We start from the raw sequence: 18,216 nt of genomic DNA on the forward strand, positions 1-18,216 counted from the left end.
AGAAGCTCGGGTTCTTCTAGAGCCTCGCGCGGGGGTTTCCGGAGGTGCTGTTGCCTCCGGAAACCCCGCGGCGGGAGGGGTCAGGCGAGTTCCGTGAGGCGTTGCTGTATCGCGGTACCCAGGTCCGCCACCACCTGCTCCTGGAACGCGTAGAAGGCGACCTCGCCCCGCTCGTGGTGCTGGAGCTTGAGGTACGCGGGCATGAAGCGGCGCTTGCCCCAGCGGAGGCTCGAGACGGCGCCCAGGTGGAGGATGTCGACGAGTTCCTCGTCGTCGAAGCGCAGTTGGTGGATGAGGCGTGTGGGCGAGAGTGTCAGCACCGACCAGGGGTGGCGTTGGCGGCCCGCGTCCTGGAAGGCCGCCACGTGGACAGGTGACTCGCCGTCCAAGTGGCCGACCAGGAGGTCCAAGACCTCGTCGACCGGTGTGCCCTGCGACCCTCCTGCCAGTTCGGTGTTGCCCCGTCGCGCGCACGCCTCGATGGCCGCTCGCGCGCCCTTGCCCCGGGTCGGCGTGGACTCCAGGGCCGACCGCAGGGCCGCCTCCGTGCGTTCGCTGGCCTTGGCGCTCATGCCGGCGATCTTCACCATGCGTCCGTCGGCCTGGTGCAGGACCACGTTGCGGGTCAGGCCGAACGACGTGGGGTTGCGGATTCCGGAGGTTCCCGTGAGATCGCTCAGGAGCACTTCCGACAGATGGAAGTCCTGCTGAGGCCCGCCGCCGACCGAGGCCGTCTTGATCTTCTCCACGGCCCTCAGGAGCAGTTGCGGGCGGGCGTACAGGAGCAGACGCCGGGAAGTGATGACCAAGATGGCGGGGTCGTAGTTCTTGCGCGGGTGGAAACCGATCGCCAACCCGTCCTCCAGCTCGAAGCGGATGACGTGGACGACGTCCTCGGCAGGGTCCAGCCGGGAGTGGATCCGCCGCAGCAGGGCGTTCGTGTCGGACTCGGAAACGGGCCACAGGCCCTCGTGCTCCGCCGATTCATAGAGCCGCAGGAATTGTTCGAGCGTCACTGGCGTGCCTCCCGCGCGTGCAGGTCGGATCTCTGCCCCGGGGATTCGACTCCCCCATGCCCCTGACATGCCCTTGATGTGCGGGGCGGCAGATCCACACGCTAGACGCGGACGGTCGGCCGACTGCCCACCTCGGTGACATGCCGTAGGCGTGCGGGCCGGAATCTCGTACAGCGGCTGTAGGCCCTCGTCGTCCGATGCGCGGTGGCGTGAACCAGCAACTCCCTTGCTGATATTGCCTGATGCATCATGGTTTGACAGGAACGGCCTCGCGCGGCGGCAACATCATGGGGGTGGTCGGTGACGGAACGTCAGGGCTCATCGGAAGCCGTCGCCCTCAAGCGGGCGCTCGACGATCTCGACAGGATCCGCGATTTCCTGGCGCGGGAAGGCACCCCGACCGGGCGGCTGGCGGTGGACCGCCTCCTGGCAGCCCTGAAGGCGGGCGCCGGCGTGGACGAGGCAGTGCGCGCGCTGCACCTGGCGTTGCAGGAGGCGGTCCCCTCGACGCCGAGTTGGGCTGGGCCATCACCTGCCGACTCCAGGGCAGGAGTGCTCTGTTGAAGCTGACGGCACCTCAGCCCGAGGCCGATCCAGGGCCGTTGTCTGCACCGACTCCGACTCCGGCTTCGGCGCCCGCAGCAGCACCCGCACCTGCACCACGGAGCGCCGCCCCATGAACGACCGCCGCGAATCCTTGCGCAGGTTCACCGAGGCGCTGCGCCGAACCGGCCGCGGCAGCCGTGACGCACCCCCCTCAACGACCCTGCGGGCGACAGTGGACGCGCTTGCCGAGCGCGCGTCGGCCGCGTCCTCCCGCGAGGAGCTGCAAGAAGCCGTCACCGCCCTCCAGGATCTACGCGGTCGCGTGTCCGCACACGATCGGACTGCACCCATGCTCGCCTTCCGGACCGCGCAGGCCCTCCTGCGTCTCGCCGAGGCGTCCGGCGAGGTGCGCCACTTCCAGGCCGCGGTCGCGGCCGCCGCAGACGCCGTGGAGGCCGTGGAGGCCGTGGAGCATCTGCCGCCGGGCCACATGAACCAGGCGCCCTTCCGCGTGGAACTCAGCACGGCATTGCGTATGCGCGGCGACCGTACCGGCAGCGTGGACGACGTCGACGAAGCCGTAGAACAGGCCCGTCGCGCGTCGCAACGGCTGCCCGCCGGACATCCGGGCCGCTTCGCGGTCCTCGCGGCCATGGGCAACGCGTTGATGTCCCGCTACGAGCGCCAGCGCGACGCGCATGATCTCGACGGTGCGGTGACGGCGTTCCGGGAGGCCGTCACCCTGTCGTCCCGGGAGCCGGCCGACGCGCCTGCTTCGGGAGCGACGGAATCGGCCACCGTCCCTGCCCCGGTGGCGACGGACCGGGCTGCCGTGCTGTGCGGCCTCGGATCCGTGCTTCACCTGCGCCACCGGCTCACCGGTTCGCCCGCCGACGGGGACGAGGCCCTGCGATGCATGACCGCGGCCCTCGCCCTGGTCCCCCGCGGACCGGCACGCGCCCTCTACAACAACAACCTGACGGCGCTGCTCCTTGCGCGGTTCGAGAGCACCGGCGACCGTGCGGAACTGGACCGGGCCGTCGCCACCGCGCAGGAGAGCGTGGACGCGACCACCGCCTCGGACCCCGCCCTGCCGGGGCGGCTGACGGTACTGAGCAGCGCACTGTGCATCCGCGCGGAGCGCTTCTCCGACGTCGAGGCCGTCGAGGACGAGACACGGCTCATCGAACTCGCTCGTCGAGCCGTGGAGTTGGCGCCTCCGGGCCATCCCGGTCTGGTGGCCGCTCGCACCAACTGGGCGCACGCGCTGTCCGTACGGGGGCAGCGCACGTTCTCGGAGGCGGACCTGCACGAGGCCGTCGACATTCTGCGGGCCACGGTCCGCAGCGTTCCCGAGGGAAGTCCCGAGCTCACACTGCCGTTGGCGAACCTCGGCGGCATTCTGACCGCGCGGGCCGAGATGACGGGCAGCCTGAGCGATCTCCACGAGGCGGTGGAGGCCTTCCGCGTGTGTGCCGCCCTGATACCGCCCTCGCACGACGAACACCCGATGATGCTGACGCTCCTTGGCCGGGCCCTGCTCATGAGCGCCTCAGACGTTCCGGGGCCCAGCGGTCGTCCGCTGGACGCCGGCGGCCTGCGCGACCTCGATGAAGCGGTGCAGGTCCTGCGCCGGGCACTCGCGCTCACTCCCCCGAGTCATGAGCAGCACACCGGACGCTCCGCGGCGCTGAGTCGCGCACTGATCCAACGGCACGCGAGCCGTCCCGTCCCGGACCACGCCGCGCACGACCTCCAGGGAGCCGGGGACGACCTCCAGGAAGCCGTGGAGGTCTGCCGGACCGCGCTGCGCCACGCAGGCCCGCACCGCAGCGACCACATATGGGCCTGCTCCGAACTGGCCATGGCCCTGCTGCACACCTACCGTGCCACCCGCACGCCGCAGGTGGTGACCGAAGCGCTCCAATACGCGCGCCAAGCCGTCGATGCCCTCCCCATCGGCTCTCCGAGCCGGGCTAACTGCCTCCAGACGCTCGGCCACATCCTGGCCGAGAGCCCTGACGCCGCGCGCTCCGACGCCCTCGCCGCGTTCCTGGAGGCGTACGCCTGCGAAGCGTCCCCTCCGGCCGACCGAATCGAGGCCGCCCGCGCCGCCGCCCGCCTCGCGGGGCCGGACGACGGCGAGTTGGCCGGTCGTCTCCTGACAGAGGCCGTGGAACGACTCGCCGCGGCGGCGCCGCTGTGGCATGCCGGGAGCGACCGCCTCAAGACGCTGTCCCGCTTCGCCGGTCTTGCCACCGAGGCCGCCGCCCACCTCCTCGCCACCTCCGACCCGACGGTCGGAGGCACCCCGTCGCCCGCAGCGGCCATCGAGGCGTTGCGTCTCCTGGAGACGGGCCGCGAGGTGCTGATCCGGCAGGCGCTGAATCTGCGAACCGACCTGTCAGCGCTCCGCCAAGCGCATCCCCGGCTCGCCGGTGAACTACTGGGCCTGCACCGTCGCCTCGTCGCTCCGGCCGGACCCTCGGCCGAAGGACAGACAGCGCCCCCGCCCCCGCCTTCGTACGACGCTCGGCCCGACATCGACCGGCGCCGCGCCGCCTCCACCCGCATGGAGAGCGTCCTGGCCACCGTGCGTTCCCTGCCGGGATTCGAGTCCTTCCTGCGTCCGCCGCACCGCGAACTGCTCGCCCGTGCCGCCGAGTCGGGGCCCGTCGTGACACTGGCAGCAGCCTCCGATACCGGCCACGCCCTGATCGCCACCACGGAGGGTGTCCTGCATCGCCGCCTGCCCGTACTGACCGTCGCAGCGGTCACCGCGCAGGCCGCCCGATTGCATGCCGCCGCCGATGTGGGCCACGACAGGACGCTCGACCCTTCGGCCCGGCTGGAGGCCCAGAGGCGTGTCTCGGAGATTCTCGAATGGCTGTGGGACGCCGCCGTCGGACCGGTGCTCGACACTCTTGGCCTTCTGTCGTCGACGTCACCCGAAGCCGGAGGCCACCTCTGGTGGGCGCCGGGCAGTCTGCTCGGGCTGCTGCCGCTGCACGCGGCCGGACGCCGGAGCGGGCAGCACTCCCACCCCGAGGGCGGTGCCGCCATCGACAAGGTGGTCTCCTCGTACACGCCGTCGATTCAGGCGCTGGTCGCGGCCAGGGACCGCCCCGCCAGCCGGAACCCCGGGCGGTTTCTGGCCGTCGCCATGCCGTACACCGCGGGTGCCGCGCCGCTGCCGTGCGCGGCCGAGCAAACCGAACGGCTGGCGCGGCTCTTCGACGACGCGACCGTCCTGGTGACCACATCCGACGCACCGCGACTCCCTGTCCCCGCGGTGCTCACCGAGCTCGCACACAGTTCCGTGGTCCACTTCGCCTGCCACGCCGTGAGCGATCCCATGAACCCGTGGGACAGCCGTCTCCTGCTCGGCGACGAGCCCGACTCCCTTACGGTGCGGCATCTGACGGACCACCACTTGCCCGAAGCCGAGCTGGCGTTCCTCTCGGCGTGCCGCACCAGCCACTCCAGCGGCCTGCGGATCCCGGACGAGTCGGTCCACCTCTCCGGCGCGATGCAGCACGCGGGTTTCCGGCGGGTCGTCGCGACGCTGTGGCTTGTCGACGACCACCACACCAGTGCGGTCGGCGAGGCGTTCTTCGCGGCGCTGCGGAAGACACCGCACGGTTTGGACACCTCGCTCGCGCCGCGGGCCCTCAACCACGCGGTCCGGCAGGCACGCTCCAAGTACCCGACGTTCCCCACGCTGTGGGCCGGCTATGTCCACTCCGGGGCGTGACGAACACGAAAGCAGCCACGAAGGCGGCTACGGAGGCCCGTCACCGCACATGGCGCGGGCCACCGCCAACACTCTGTGAGCGCGGCAGATTGGCTCGTTCGAGACGTTGACGCCCCCTCCTCAAGTGTCTAAGAACTCTCCTTACAACGATGTAAGCCTCCGTTCCGTCGCCCTGCGGCCAACCGGCCGTGCCCTGCGGCCAGTCGGCCGTGCCCTGTGACACGAGGAGTTCCGATGCATCACCCGTCCACTCGACTCAGATCGACGCGCCCCGCGCGTCCGCAGTCGGCATTACGACCAGGCCGCACCCTCGCCATCCTGCTGAGCGCCCTCGCTCTGCTCCTCGGCGGCGTCACCGCCCTCGCGCCCACTGCCCAGGCGGCCCCCACGGCCTGGGACCCGAAACCGGCGCCGATGACGACGCCGTGGACCGACAAGGTCTCGCGGGACAATCCGCTGCCGGAGTACCCGCGCCCGCAGCTGACCCGTCCCGACTGGGCCAATCTCAACGGCATCTGGGACTTCGCCGTCACCTCGGCGAACGCCGGACAGCCGGCCTCCTTCACCGAGCAGATCCGGGTCCCGTTCGTCGCGGAGTCCGCGCTCTCCGGCATCCAGCGCAAGATCACCCAGAACGACAAGCTCTGGTACAAGCGCACGTTCACCGTGCCGTCGAACTGGAACGGGCGCCGCGTCCAGCTCAACTTCGGTGCCAGTGACTGGCGTACGACGGTGTGGGTGAACGGGCAGCAGGCGGGCGCCGCACACAGCGGCGGCTACGACGCCTTCGGCTACGACATCACTCCCCTGCTCAACGGCGGCACCAACACCATCGTCGTCTCGGTGTTCGACCCGACGCAGACCGGCGGCCAGGCCGTGGGCAAGCAGCGCATCAACGACGTGACGCCGCATCCCGGCGGCGGGATCTTCTACACGGCCGCCTCCGGCATCTGGCAGACCGTGTGGCTCGAGCCCACCGCTCCCGCCCACATCACCCGTCTCGACATGGTGCCGAACCTGTCCGACTCGAGCCTGCGGGTCACCGTCCGGGGCACCGGGATCAGCGGGCAGAGCGCGCGCGTCACGGTCAGCTCCGGCGGCACCACGGTGGGCACGGCGACCGGCGCGGTCGGCTCGCAGCTGACGGTCCGCATCACCAATCCGCGTCTGTGGTCGCCGGACGACCCGTTCCTCTACGACGTGAAAGCCGACCTCGTCTCCGGGTCCACGGTGTCCGACTCCGTAGGCAGCTACGCCGGTATGCGGTCGATCTCGCGCGGCACGGTCGACGGCAAGCAACGCCTGCTGCTCAACGGCAAGTTCGTGTTCCAGACCGGCACCCTCGACCAGGGCTACTGGCCCGACGGCATCTACACCGCGCCCACCGACGACGCCCTCAAGTTCGACCTGCAGAAGCACAAGGACCTCGGCTTCAACATGGTCCGCAAGCACATCAAGGTGGAGCCGCAGCGCTGGTTCTACTGGGCCGACCGGCTCGGCCTTCTCGTGTGGCAGGACATGCCCTCGATGGACACCCGCACGCCGGACTCGGCCGCCCGCACCCAGTGGGAGGCGGAGTTCGACCAGGTCATCGACGAGCACCGCAGCTCCCCGTCGCTCGTGATGTGGGTGAACCAGAACGAGGGCTGGGGCCAGTACGACCAGGCCCGCATCGCCGACAAGGTCAAGGCGGCCGACCCCTCGCGCCTGGTCGACAACATGAGCGGCATCAACTGCTGCGGCTCGGTCGACGGCGGCAACGGTGACGTGATCGACAACCATGTCTACGTGGGCCCGGGGGTGACCAAACCGTCCTCGACACGGGCCGCCGTCCTCGGCGAGTACGGCGGCCTCGGGCTGCGGGTTCCGGGTCACGAGTGGTCGCCGGGCAACGGCTTCTCCTACGAGGACCAGGCCGACGCCGCCCATCTGAACAACCGCTTCATCGGTCTGATCGACGCGCTGCGCCTGCAACAGATGCCGGCCGGTCTGTCGGGGTCCGTCTACACCGAGATCACCGACGTCGAGAACGAGGTCAACGGCCTGCTGACGTACGACCGCCAGGTGGTCAAGGTCGACGCGGGGCGGGTCAAGGCGGCGAATCAGGCCCTGATCAATGCCTCGAAGAGCCCGCAGGCGCCGACGACCCTGCCCACCGGCCTCAAGTCGCTGCGGGTCACCACCCCCGGCTACACCGACCGCTACCTCCGGCACAAGGATGCCCTCGCGTACACGGAGGTCGTCAACAGTGGCAGCGGCGACCTGCTGAAGAACGACGCCACCTGGCGGATCGTGCCCGGTCTGGCCGACAGCTCCTGCTACTCCTTCGAGTCCCGCAACTATCCCGGCGAGTACCTGCGCCACCGCGAGTTCCGGGTGCACCGGGAGGCCGGTGACGGCTCGGCGCTGTTCCGCGCGGACGCCACGTTCTGCGCGGTGCCGGGGCAGGGCGGTGTCCGTCTGATGGCCCAGAACTATCCGGGCCAGTATCTGCGCCACTACAACGCCGAGGTGTACCTCGCCGTTCCCGGCGGGTCGCGCACCGCGGACAGTCCGAGCAACTTCGTGGAGGACACGACCTGGGCCGTGGAGGCACCCTGGGTGTCCTGATCCGCGCCGTCGGTGAGCCGGACCCGTCGGGGAGCTGGACCCGCCGGTGAGCCGGGTACAGGGCGCCTGAACGGGCTTGTTCTCGTTCAGGCGCCTCAGCCGGTCCGGTCGCGGGCCCGGACTCGTACCCGGCCCCGGACCCCGACCCGGGCCACCTTCCGGCAAGGCAGCACCCAGCGCGACCCTGACTCCCCCACCCTGCGAGAATGCGCGCGACGGCAGCCTCATCACTCAAGGAGGGGAAGCGTGGCCGACACCAGCGAGACCCGACCCGCGGACAACGCAGCGCACGCGACTCAGCAGAGCCGGCTGCGCCGCCTGATGCGCTACCTCCCCCTGATCGCCCCGGTCCTGCTGTGGGCCGTGCCCTGCTGGGTGCTGCTGTACGCAGGCCAGCACTGGCCGCTCCCCGTCGCGCTCACCGGCACCGCCCTGTTCGTCCTCGGCCTGATCGGTATGCCGCTCGCGATGATGCGCGGCCACGGCAAGCGGCAGCAGGACCGGGCGGCGATCGTCGGGGACAGCCTCCTCGGCATCAGCTGGGTCCTGTTCACCTGGTCCGTCGTGCTCGGCGTCCTGCTTCGGCTCGCCCTGACCGTGGCCGGCGTCGGCGACGGCCAGGACCGGGCCAGGATCGTCACCTGGGCGATCCTCGGCACCGCCGCCGTTCTGCTCGCGTGGGGATACGCCGAGGCCCGCCGGGTGCCCCGCGTACGCCGCCTCGACGTGCAACTGCCGCGCCTGGGAGCCGGGTTGGATGGCACCCGCGTCGCCCTCATCACCGACACCCACTACGGTCCGCTCGACCGCGCCCGCTGGTCGGCTCGGGTCTGCGAGACGGTGAACACCCTGGAGGCCGACCTGGTCTGCCACACCGGGGACATCGCGGACGGCACGGCCGAACGCCGCCGCGCCCAGGCCGCGCCGCTCGGAACCGTGCGGGCCACCCGGGCCCGGGTCTACGTCACCGGCAACCACGAGTACTACAGCGAGGCCCAGGGCTGGGTCGACCTGATGGACGAGCTGGGCTGGGAGCCGCTGCGCAACCGCCATCTGCTGCTGGAACGCGGCGGCGACACCCTCGTGGTCGCCGGTGTGGACGACGTCACCGCCGAGTCCTCGGGCCTGGCCGGCCACCGCGCCCACCTCGCCGGAGCCCTCGACGGCGCCGACCCCGACCTGCCCGTCCTGCTCCTCGCCCACCAGCCCAAGTTCGTCGACCAGGCAGCGGCCGACGGCGTCGATCTCCAGCTCTCCGGCCATACTCACGGCGGCCAGATCTGGCCCTTCCACTACCTGGTCCGCCTCGACCAGCCCGCCCTCGCCGGCCTGACCCGCCACGGCGCCCGCACGCTCCTCTACACCAGCCGCGGCACCGGCTTCTGGGGCCCGCCCTTCCGCGTCTTCGCCCCCAGCGAGATCACCCTGCTCGTGCTCCGTTCCCCGGAGCAGGTTCCCTCGGCGTAGCACCGGACGGGGCGGTGGGGCGTCGGGGAGGCGGGGCGAGAGCGGTTACGGCGTGGCCAGGGCCTCGTTCGTCCACGCCGCGCGCAGCGCCTTCTTGTCCACCTTGCCGACCTTGGTCGTCGGCAACTGGCTGAGCAGGACCGTCTTCCGCGGCGTGTACAGCTCGCCCAGCTCGGCGGTCACCGCCGCGCCGACGGCGTCCGGGTCCACGTCGGCGTCCTCGGCCGTGGCCAGGAAGATCTGTACGGCCTCGCCGAACTCCTCGTCCGGCATGCCGAGGGCCGCCGCGTTGCGTACGCCGGGCAGCGTGAGCAGGAAGTCCTCGAGGACCCTGGAGTAGACGTTGTCGCTGGTGCTGCCGGTGACGATGATGTCCTTGGCCCGGTCGACGAGGTAGAGGTATCCCTCCGCGTCGAGATAGCCCAGGTCCCCGGTGCGCAGCCAGCCGTCGTGCAGCGCCTGCGCGGTGCGCTCCGGGTCCTCGTAGTAGCCGAGCATCACCGTCTCGCCCCGGACGCAGACCTCGCCGACCTGCCCGGCGGGCAGCGCCGCCGCGTTGTCCTCGGCGCGGATCTCGATCCGGGTGTCGGATATCGCGCGCCCGCAGCTGCGCCACAGTTCGGGCCGCCGGGCACCCTGCGAGGCGAGGTCCCCCGCGCCGAACGCGGCGATGCCGAGCGCCTCCGACTGCCCGTAGCCCTGGCTGAGCACAGGACCGAAGACCTCGACTGCCTGCTGCAACCGGCTGGGCGACGAGGCCGCTCCGCCCACGACGACGCGCCCCAGCGCGGGGAGGGCGCCCGGCACGCACTCCGGGTGGTCGAGCAGCGCGTACAGCATCGGCGGTACGAACATGGTGGCGGTGATCCGCTCCTCGCGCAGCACCGTCAGGGCCGCGCTCGCTTCGAACTCGGGCAGCACGACCAGGGCGGAGCCGGTCACCAGCGCCTGGACCGACATGAGGTGGCCGCTGCCGTGCGTGAGGAGCGTGGCGGCGAGTATCCGCTCGGTTCCGGGGTTCACGGTCGGGAAGACCATGTCGCGGGAGTTCTCCGCGAGGTCCACCAGGGCGTCGTAGAGCCGGTGGCTGTGCGCGGCCAGCTTGGGGCGGCCCAGGGTGCCGCCGGTGTAGAGCACGGTGACGGGTTCGTCCGCTCCCGGTGCGGGCACGCCTTCGGGGCGTACGTCCGGGCAGTCGGCCGCCAGGGCGAGCAGGTCGGCGCACCGCTGCTCGCAGGGACCGAGGCCGAGCAGCACGGGGGCGTGGACGCTGCGGCCCGCCGCGTCGGCGGCCCGCTCGGCGAAGAGCGGGTCGGTGACCACGGCGCGCACCCGGGACTGCTCGACCAGCGCGGCGAGCTCGCCGGGGCCCGGTTCGGGCGGCAGGAACACGACGCGGCAGCCGATGAGATGGACCGCGAGTTGCACGAGGACGGAGTCCACACGATTGGCCAGGAACAGCCCTACTCCGTCGCCGGGTTCGAGCCCCTGCGCGCGCAGCGCGTGCCCCAGGCGGAACAGCCGCCGCCGGGCCTCTCCCCGGGTCAGCCGCTGTGTGCCCTGGACGAGCGCCTCGGCGTCCTCGTCCTGGTGCCAGTGTTCCAGGACGTGGTCGACGTACGTGCGGGGCCGAGATGTTTGCTGTGCGTTAATGATCATGGACACATGCAAACATGCCGCTTACATGTCGCGGCGTCAGAGGGGTCGACTTCGGCCATGGGGCGGCGGAGTACCATGCCCCTGCCGACGACAGGGCCCCGCACCCCTGCGTACGCACCAGTGCGGGGCGCCGGTCAGTTCTCCTCGGCCTCGAACGTGCGCAGCAGATCCGCGGCGACGCTCACCGCGATCGTCGCGGGTTCCTTGCCGGTGACGTCCGCGAGTCCGATCGGCGTCTTGATCCGGTCGATGGTCGCTTCGTCGTGGCCGCCCTCGGTGGTGAGACGGTGGCGGAATCGCACCCACTTGGCCGCGGAACCGATCAGGCCGATGGAGCCGAGATGGGACGTGCGCAGGGCGGCGTCGCACAGCGCGGCGTCCTCGGCGTGATCATGGGTCATGATCAGGACATGGGTGCCGCGCGGCAACTCCGCGAGGACCTCCTCGGGCAGCAGCAGCGTGTGATGCACGTGCACCTGCCCCACCGCGTCCGCGAGCACCCCGAGCCGCTCCTCGGTGAGGATGTCGGAGCGGGTGTCGACCAGATGGAGGTCCAGGTCCTGGCGCGCCAGGATGCGCGCCAGTTCGAGACCGACGTGCCCTACGCCGAAGATCGCCACCGCCCGTACCACCGGCAGGGGTTCGAGGAGCACCGAGACCGTGCCGCCGCAGCACTGCACGCCGTGCTGGTTGACCACCTTGTCGTTCAGGGCGAAGTCCATCAGCTCCGGATCGGGCTTGGCCGCGGCGATCATCTCCCGGGCGCGGTCGATCGCGACGGCCTCGACGTTGCCGCCGCCGATCGAGCCCCACGCCCCGGTCTCCCCCACCACGAGCTTCGCACCGGCGTCGCGCGGGGCGTGTCCGCGCACGGTCGCGACGGTCACGAGGACGCCGGGCTCCCGGCGTGCCCGCAACCGCGCGACCGCGGCGACCCACGTCATCTCAGGCACCGCTCAGGGTTTTTGCGCCGGCCCGGATCTCACCGTCGGCGGCAGAGCCGCTGCGGGCGGACCCGTTGACGGATCCGTCTGCGGCCCCGTCCGCAGACCCGTTACGGGAAGCGGCAGCCCGGCGCGCCGACCGGATCGCCCAGTACACCGCCTCCGGCGTCGCGGGCGAGGCCAACTCGACGCCGACCCCGCCGGGACCGAACGCGGCGGCGGCCTGCCGCAGGGCTTCCCGTACGCAGAAGGCCAGCATCAGTGGCGGCTCGCCCACCGCCTTGGAGCCGTACACCGCGCCCTCTTCGGTGGCGTTCTCCATCAGCGTGACGTTGAACTCCTCGGGCATCTCCGAGAAGCTCGGCAGCTTGTACGTGCTCGCGGCCTGGGTCAGGAGCCGGCCGCGGTTCGGCCCGTCGCCGGTGTCCCAGCGCAGATCCTCCAGGGTCAGCCACCCCGCGCCCTGCACGAACCCGCCCTCGACCTGACCGATGTCGATCATCGGGGACAGGCTGTCGCCGACGTCGTGCACGATGTCCACCCGCCGTACGCGGTACGCGCCGGTGAAGCCGTCCACCTCGACCTCGGCCGCGGCGGCCCCGATGGCGAAGTACTTGAACGGCGTGCCGCTGAACGACTTCGCGTCCCAGTGCAGGCCCTCGGTGCGGTAGAAACCGGCCGCCGACAGCTGCACCCGCTGGAAGTACGCGGTGCGCACCAGGTCGTCCCAGGCCAGCTCCTTGTCGCTGCCGAGCGCGCGGGCGACGCCCTCGACGATGCGCACATCGGCGGCGCCCGAACCCAGTTGGGTGGCGGCCACCTGAAGGAGCCGCTCGCGCAGCTGCTCGCAGGCGTTCTTCACCGCGGCGCCGTTGAGGTCCGCTCCCGAACTCGCCGCTGTGGCGGAGGTGTTGGGGACCTTGTCGGTGCGGGTGGGGGCGAGGCGGACCTTGTGCAGCGGGATGCCGAGGGTGGTCGCGGCCACCTGAAGCATCTTGGTGTGCAGGCCCTGGCCCATCTCGGTGCCGCCGTGGTTGATCAGGACCGAGCCGTCCTTGTAGATCAGGACGAGGGCGCCGCCCTGGTTGAAGGCGGTGAGGTTGAACGAGATGCCGAACTTCACGCCGGTGATCGCGAGGGCCCGCTTGATGTGGGGGTGCGCGGCGTTGAACGCGGCGATCTCGCGCTTGCGGTCGGCGAGTCCGCCGCTCTCCTTGACCTGCTCCCAGACGGCGGAGATCCGTTCGGGCTGCGAGACCGGCTGTCCGTACGGCGTGTCCTGGCCCCGCCGGTAGAAGTTGCGCTCGCGCAACTCCATCGGGTCCAGGCCGAGCAGCGGCGCGCACCGGCCCATGATGTCCTCGATCACCAGCATGCCCTGCGGTCCGCCGAAGCCGCGGAACGCGGTGTTGGAGGCCTTGTTGGTCTTGGCGATGCGGCCGGTGACGCGTGCGTTGGGAATCCAGTAGGTGTTGTCGATGTGGCAGAGCGCGCGGGCCACCACCGGCTCGGAGAGGTCCAGGCTCCAGCCGCCGTCGGCCGTCAGGGTGGCGTCCAGGGCCTGGATACGGCCGTCGGCGTCGAAGCCGATCTTCCACTGGGCGTGGAATCCGTGGCGCTTGCCGGACATGGTCAGGTCCTGCGTCCGGTTGAGCCGCAGCCGCACCGGGCGGCCGGTGAGCTTGGCGCCGAGCGCGGCGATGGCGGCGAAGCCGTGCGGCTGCATCTCCTTGCCGCCGAAGCCGCCGCCCATCCGCAGGCACTGCACGGTCACCTCGTGGCTGTGCAGGCCGAGGACGTGCGCGACGATCTCCTGGGTCTCGGAGGGGTGCTGGGTGCTGCTCTGGACGAAGACCTGCTCGGCCTCGTCGATGAGCGCGAGCGCCGCGTGTGTCTCCAGGTAGAAGTGTTCCTGGTCGGAGAACTGGAACTCGCCGGTGAACACGTGCGCGGAGTCGGCGAAGCCGGCCTCGACATCGCCGGTCAGCATCTCGGGCCGGGCGCCGTGGAAGCTGTCGGCCGCGATCGCGTCCTTCAGGGTGATCAGGGACGGCTGCTCGTCGAGTTCCACCTCGACGGCCGCCGCGCCGAGGCGGGCCGCCTCCAGGGTCTCGGCGAGCACCCAGGCGACCGCGTGGCCGTGGAACATGACCTCGTCGGGGAAGAGTGGTTCGTCGTGCTTCATTCCGGCGTCGTTGACGCCGGGCACGTCGGCGCCGGTCAGCACGCGGACCACGCCCGGCACGTCGAGTGCGGGACCGGTGCGCAGCGCGGTGATCCGGCCGTGGGCCTGCGTGGCCTGGACCGGGTAGGCGTGCAGCACGTCCTTGGTGCGATGGACCAGGTCGTCGGTGTAGAGCGCGGCGCCGGTGACGTGCAGGACGGCGCTCTCGTGCGGCATGGACACGCCGACGACGGACTTCTCGGGGCGCTCGGACAAGTGGCTCATGACGTCACACCCTCGGTGGTCTGTGCGTGCAGCTTCAGAAGGCTCTGGCCGAGCATCGCGGAGCGGTAGTCGGCGCTGGCGCGGTGATCGTTCATGGGCGTGCCCTCGGCCTCAAGGACCCGGGCTGCCGCCTCCACAGTCTCCGCCGTCCACAGCTTGCCCTCAAGGGCCGCCTCGGTGGCGAGGGAGCGGATCGGGGTCGCGGCCACGCCGCCGAGGCCGATGCGCGCCTTGCGTACGAAGCCGTCCTCGATGTCGAGCGCGAAAGCGACCGCGACGCTGGAGATGTCGTCGAAGCGCCGCTTGGCGATCTTGTGGAAGGCCACGACCGGCGACAGCGGCAGGGGGAAGCGCACCGCGCGGATGAGCTCGCCGGGGCGGCGCACGCTCTGCCGGTATCCGGTGAAGTAGTCCGCCAGCGGGACTTCGCGCTCACCGTCGGCGTCGGCGAGCACCACCGACGCTTCGAGGGCGAGCAGCGCGGGCGGGCTGTCACCGATGGGAGAGCCGGTGCCCAGGTTGCCGCCGAGGGTCGCGCTGTTGCGGATGAGCCGGGACGCGAATTGCGGGAACAGCTCTCCGAGCAGCGGGACTTGGCCGTCGAGGCGGCGTTCGATCTCGGTGAGCGTCAGGGCCGCCCCGATCTCGACGTGGTCGGATGCGACGCGCAGCTCCCGCAGTTCGGGCAGCCGGTCGACGGCGACCACGCAATCCGCCCGGCGGGAACGGATGTTCACCTCCACGCCCCAGTCGGTGGAGCCGGCGACCACCACCGCGTCGGGCCGCTTGCGCAGCAGCGTCAGCACGTCGGCCAGGGTGCCCGGCCGCAGGAACGCCTTGCCGTCCCGGGTGTAGTCGGTGGCGACCGGTTCGGGCGGGGACTGTTCGCGACGCTGCGCGAGCCGGTCCTCGTCGGCGGGCGTTCCGACGGCGAACGCGGCGTCGCGGATCGGGCGATAGCCGGTGCAGCGGCACAGGTTGCCGCTCAGCGCGTGGAGGTCGAAGCCGTTCGGGCCGTGCTCGGCGTCGGTGGCGTCGCCGCCGTCGGACGAGTCCGCGTGCGCGCAGCGGTCGGGCCGGTAGTACTCGGCGGCCATGCTGCAGATGAATCCCGGTGTGCAGTAGCCGCACTGGGATCCGCCGCGGACCGCCATCTCCTCCTGCACCGGGTGCAGGGTGCTCCGCGTGCCGGGTTCACCCGCGGTGGCGAGACCTTCCGAGGTGACGATCTCCTGGCCGTCGAGAGCGGCGGCCGGGACCAGGCAGGCGTTGACCGCCACCCAGTCGGTGGGCTTGTTCACGCCGGGACGGGCCACCAGGACCGAGCAGGCGCCGCATTCACCCTCGGCGCAGCCCTCCTTGGTGCCGGTGAGGCCGCGCTCGCGCAGGAAGTCCAGCGCCGTGGTGTGGGACGCGGCCGGGGCGATCGGCGTGTCTTTTCCGTTGACGGTGATCCGCGCCGCTGTCATGACAGGCCTTCGTTTCCGTGCACGATCGGTCGATTCATCATGTTCGCCAATTTCAGGCAGCTTTCTGTGCTCAGACGCGCCACACGAGGGAGAAGGACGGCGGCGCGGGACAGCACGCGGCAGAGGCGTGCCGGAAGAGAGTGAGGGAGTACCCGGAAGGTGCCACGGACGGGCACCTGAAGAACGGCTTGCTCAGGCGCCGTGGGCGATACGACCGGGAACCCAGACCGTGCGCTGGGCGAGGCGACCGAGATCAGAGCTGGTGTTCATCCGCTGGGTCGCCCCCTTTCGGCAGTAACAGGTCGATGGCCACCGAAAACTAATGGCTGGAGCCATAGAGGTCAAGAGGTCACCCCCTCTGGCGCCGCTCCCTCTGACCGGTTTTGTCCGCAGATTCTCCCGTGCTCACACGTGTCGGTGGAGCAGGCTGGCGCCGAGCGGGGTGATCTCGTGCAGCACGCTGTTGCCCTCGCGGGAGCTGACGACAAGGCCCGCGCGGCGCAGCACGGCGAGGTGCTGGCTGGCCGACGACAGGAGCAGTCCGGAGCGGCGGGCGAGTTGGCTCGTGTTGCTCCGGCGGCACTGGCCCGCGGCCTCGAGCACCGCGGCGCGGCTGCACCCCACGAGGTCGGCGAGGGTGTCGTCCGCCGCCTCGGCGTCCCACGGTTCGTGCCCCAGGGGGTACACCAGGACCGGGACCTCGTCCCCCTGGCGCACCAGCGTCACCGGGTGGCAGCGGCAGAAGTAGGAGGGCACGAGGAGCAGACCCCGTCCGTCGAGACGCAGGTCGCGGTCCACGGGATAGTCGACGTCGAGGCAGGGCGCGTGCCACCGCGCCGACGGGGACAGGCCGCCGAGCAACGCTTCCACCCCGCCGGACGCGAGGAGCCGGCCCGCCCGTGCCCGTTCGCGTGCGGTATGCGTCAGGATGCTTCCGAGGAACGGTGTGATCGCGGCCCGCTGGTAGTCGCGGAAGGACTGGTCGAGGTGGGCGAGTGCCGGGCCGAGCCCTTGACGCAGATCGCGGACCCACGGCGACAACGCGCCCCCGCCGGCGAGGAGTTCGATGTCCCCGCGCAGCTCTTTCCTGCGGGTGCGCAGGACCGGCTCCACCGCCTCGGCCAGGCACAAGGTGGCGGTGTGCGGGGTGAGGAAGTCCGGGAAGTAGCCCTGCTTCGGGATGAGTTCGCTCAGCGCCCTGGCCCGGCCCGGCAGGTTCGGCCGCACCCGCCCGCGCCACCAGGTGCCGAGGAGGCCGGCGCAGCCGTCCCGGAGCCAGTGGGTGCTCAGGACGGTTTCCCACATCAGAGCCGGGGCGCTCGCCACCCGGGTCCGGGCGAGATCCGGCGCGGTGAAGTGTATGCGCAGCATGTGTCCCCCGATCACAGCTGTTCCTATGGGCCCGCACGGGCGGCAGGAGCCGTGCGGTCACGCGGGCGCCCCGGGGAGAGAGGTCGGCGCGGCACTCTCCCCGGGGCGCGGTCCCGCAGGGCGGTGGCCCTGCGGGACAGATGGTGGGCGTTATCGCTTCTCGGGCGAGACGTAGCCGACGACGTCGCCGCGCTCGGTGTTGTGGCGGTCGCGCTGGTAGACGCCTTCCTTGCCGTTGCCGCTCGACGTCTTCGTGGTGTTGCCCTCGATGGTCGTCAGCTTCTTGCCGCTCTTGCGGTACTTGACGACGACACCGACGTGGTCGATGTCCCAGCCGTTGGTGCCGAGGGTCGGCTTGTCGGGGCCCCATTCGTAGAGCACCACGTCACCGGGCTTGGGGACGTAGGAGCCGCGCTTGTGCCAGGTGCCGGTGCCGGCCTTGGCGGCCCGGTAGAAGGAGCCCGCCCACGGGTCGATTTTCTTGGTCTTGGCGCCCGACTTCTTCCAGACGTAGCGGGCGAAGTCGGCGCACCAGTTGTTGGAGCGCCACTTCACTCCGCCGGTCGAGGTGGAGCAGATGTTGTCGCCGCTGGTCTTCCAGTACCCGCTGTAGAAGTTGCAGCCCTTCGGCTTCTCCCGGTTGTGCGTCGGGTTGTTCTTCTCGATGGTGGCCGTCTTGACGATGTCGGCGCGCAGCGGGCTGGACGCGGCCGACGCGGTCGTGGTCAGCGACCCCGCGGCCAGGGCGCCGCCGGTGAGGGCGGAGGCCAGAAGCAGGACCGCCGGGCGGCGGACGGAGCTCTTGGTGGTGCTGGAGGTGGTGCTGGACATCTGTGGTCCTTCCCCGTTGTTTCCCCGTTGTGCCGGAGTCTGTTTCCCTCCGACGTCATCAACGTTCGCGGGGGCTTCTGCAGTTTGTCTTCAAGCTCTC

Annotated in this window: 11 protein-coding genes; 4 read left to right on the forward strand and 7 right to left on the reverse strand. The window is 70.9% G+C overall.

Annotated features, from left to right (window positions below):
* Positions 1 to 80: 80 nt before the first annotated feature.
* The gene (locus ABZ906_RS10295) at positions 81 to 1,016 is read right to left on the reverse strand and encodes a hypothetical protein (protein WP_361182803.1); all 936 of its coding nucleotides are present in this window, start codon (positions 1,014 to 1,016) and stop codon (positions 81 to 83) included.
* A gap of 300 nt (positions 1,017 to 1,316) precedes the next feature.
* Between ABZ906_RS10295 and ABZ906_RS10300 the strand changes: the two genes are divergently transcribed.
* The 4 genes from ABZ906_RS10300 (at position 1,317) to ABZ906_RS10315 (ending at position 9,393) form a co-directional block, all read left to right on the forward strand.
* Positions 1,317 to 1,580, forward strand: a complete 264-nt coding sequence (locus tag ABZ906_RS10300; RefSeq protein WP_361379966.1) for a hypothetical protein — start codon at positions 1,317 to 1,319, stop codon at positions 1,578 to 1,580.
* 112 nt (positions 1,581 to 1,692) lie between these two features.
* Positions 1,693 to 5,316 carry a CHAT domain-containing protein gene (locus tag ABZ906_RS10305; protein ID WP_361379969.1) on the forward strand — a complete coding sequence of 1,208 codons (3,624 nt, stop codon included), beginning with the start codon at positions 1,693 to 1,695 and terminating at the stop codon, positions 5,314 to 5,316.
* Between the two features lie 234 nt (positions 5,317 to 5,550).
* A complete protein-coding gene (locus ABZ906_RS10310) occupies positions 5,551 to 7,926 on the forward strand; it encodes an AbfB domain-containing protein (protein ID WP_361379972.1) in 2,376 nt (791 codons plus the stop codon).
* A 246-nt stretch (positions 7,927 to 8,172) separates the two neighbouring features.
* A complete protein-coding gene (locus ABZ906_RS10315; protein WP_361379975.1) occupies positions 8,173 to 9,393 on the forward strand; it encodes a metallophosphoesterase in 1,221 nt (406 codons plus the stop codon).
* A gap of 45 nt (positions 9,394 to 9,438) precedes the next feature.
* On the opposite strand, the gene ABZ906_RS10320 is transcribed toward ABZ906_RS10315, so the two are convergent.
* The 6 genes from ABZ906_RS10320 to ABZ906_RS10345 all read right to left on the reverse strand — a co-directional run bounded on the left by ABZ906_RS10320 (position 9,439) and on the right by ABZ906_RS10345 (position 18,116).
* The gene (locus ABZ906_RS10320) at positions 9,439 to 11,052 is read right to left on the reverse strand and encodes an AMP-binding protein (RefSeq protein ID WP_361379978.1); all 1,614 of its coding nucleotides are present in this window, start codon (positions 11,050 to 11,052) and stop codon (positions 9,439 to 9,441) included.
* A gap of 134 nt (positions 11,053 to 11,186) precedes the next feature.
* Positions 11,187 to 11,996, reverse strand: a complete 810-nt coding sequence (xdhC, locus tag ABZ906_RS10325; RefSeq protein ID WP_361381387.1) for a xanthine dehydrogenase accessory protein XdhC — start codon at positions 11,994 to 11,996, stop codon at positions 11,187 to 11,189.
* Between the two features lies 1 nt (position 11,997).
* Complete coding sequence (xdhB, locus tag ABZ906_RS10330; protein WP_361379981.1) at positions 11,998 to 14,445, reverse strand: xanthine dehydrogenase molybdopterin binding subunit; 2,448 nt, start codon at positions 14,443 to 14,445, stop codon at positions 11,998 to 12,000.
* The gene (locus tag ABZ906_RS10335) at positions 14,442 to 15,914 is read right to left on the reverse strand and encodes an FAD binding domain-containing protein (RefSeq protein ID WP_361379984.1); all 1,473 of its coding nucleotides are present in this window, start codon (positions 15,912 to 15,914) and stop codon (positions 14,442 to 14,444) included. Before ABZ906_RS10335 ends, xdhB begins: the two co-directional genes overlap by 4 nt.
* A gap of 405 nt (positions 15,915 to 16,319) precedes the next feature.
* Positions 16,320 to 17,285, reverse strand: a complete 966-nt coding sequence (locus ABZ906_RS10340) for a helix-turn-helix domain-containing protein (RefSeq protein ID WP_361379987.1) — start codon at positions 17,283 to 17,285, stop codon at positions 16,320 to 16,322.
* A gap of 150 nt (positions 17,286 to 17,435) precedes the next feature.
* The gene (locus tag ABZ906_RS10345) at positions 17,436 to 18,116 is read right to left on the reverse strand and encodes a CHAP domain-containing protein (RefSeq protein ID WP_361379989.1); all 681 of its coding nucleotides are present in this window, start codon (positions 18,114 to 18,116) and stop codon (positions 17,436 to 17,438) included.
* Between the last annotated feature and the right edge of the window lie 100 nt (positions 18,117 to 18,216).

Source organism: Streptomyces sp. NPDC046925, from assembly GCF_040644915.1.
GTDB lineage: Bacteria > Actinomycetota > Actinomycetes > Streptomycetales > Streptomycetaceae > Streptomyces.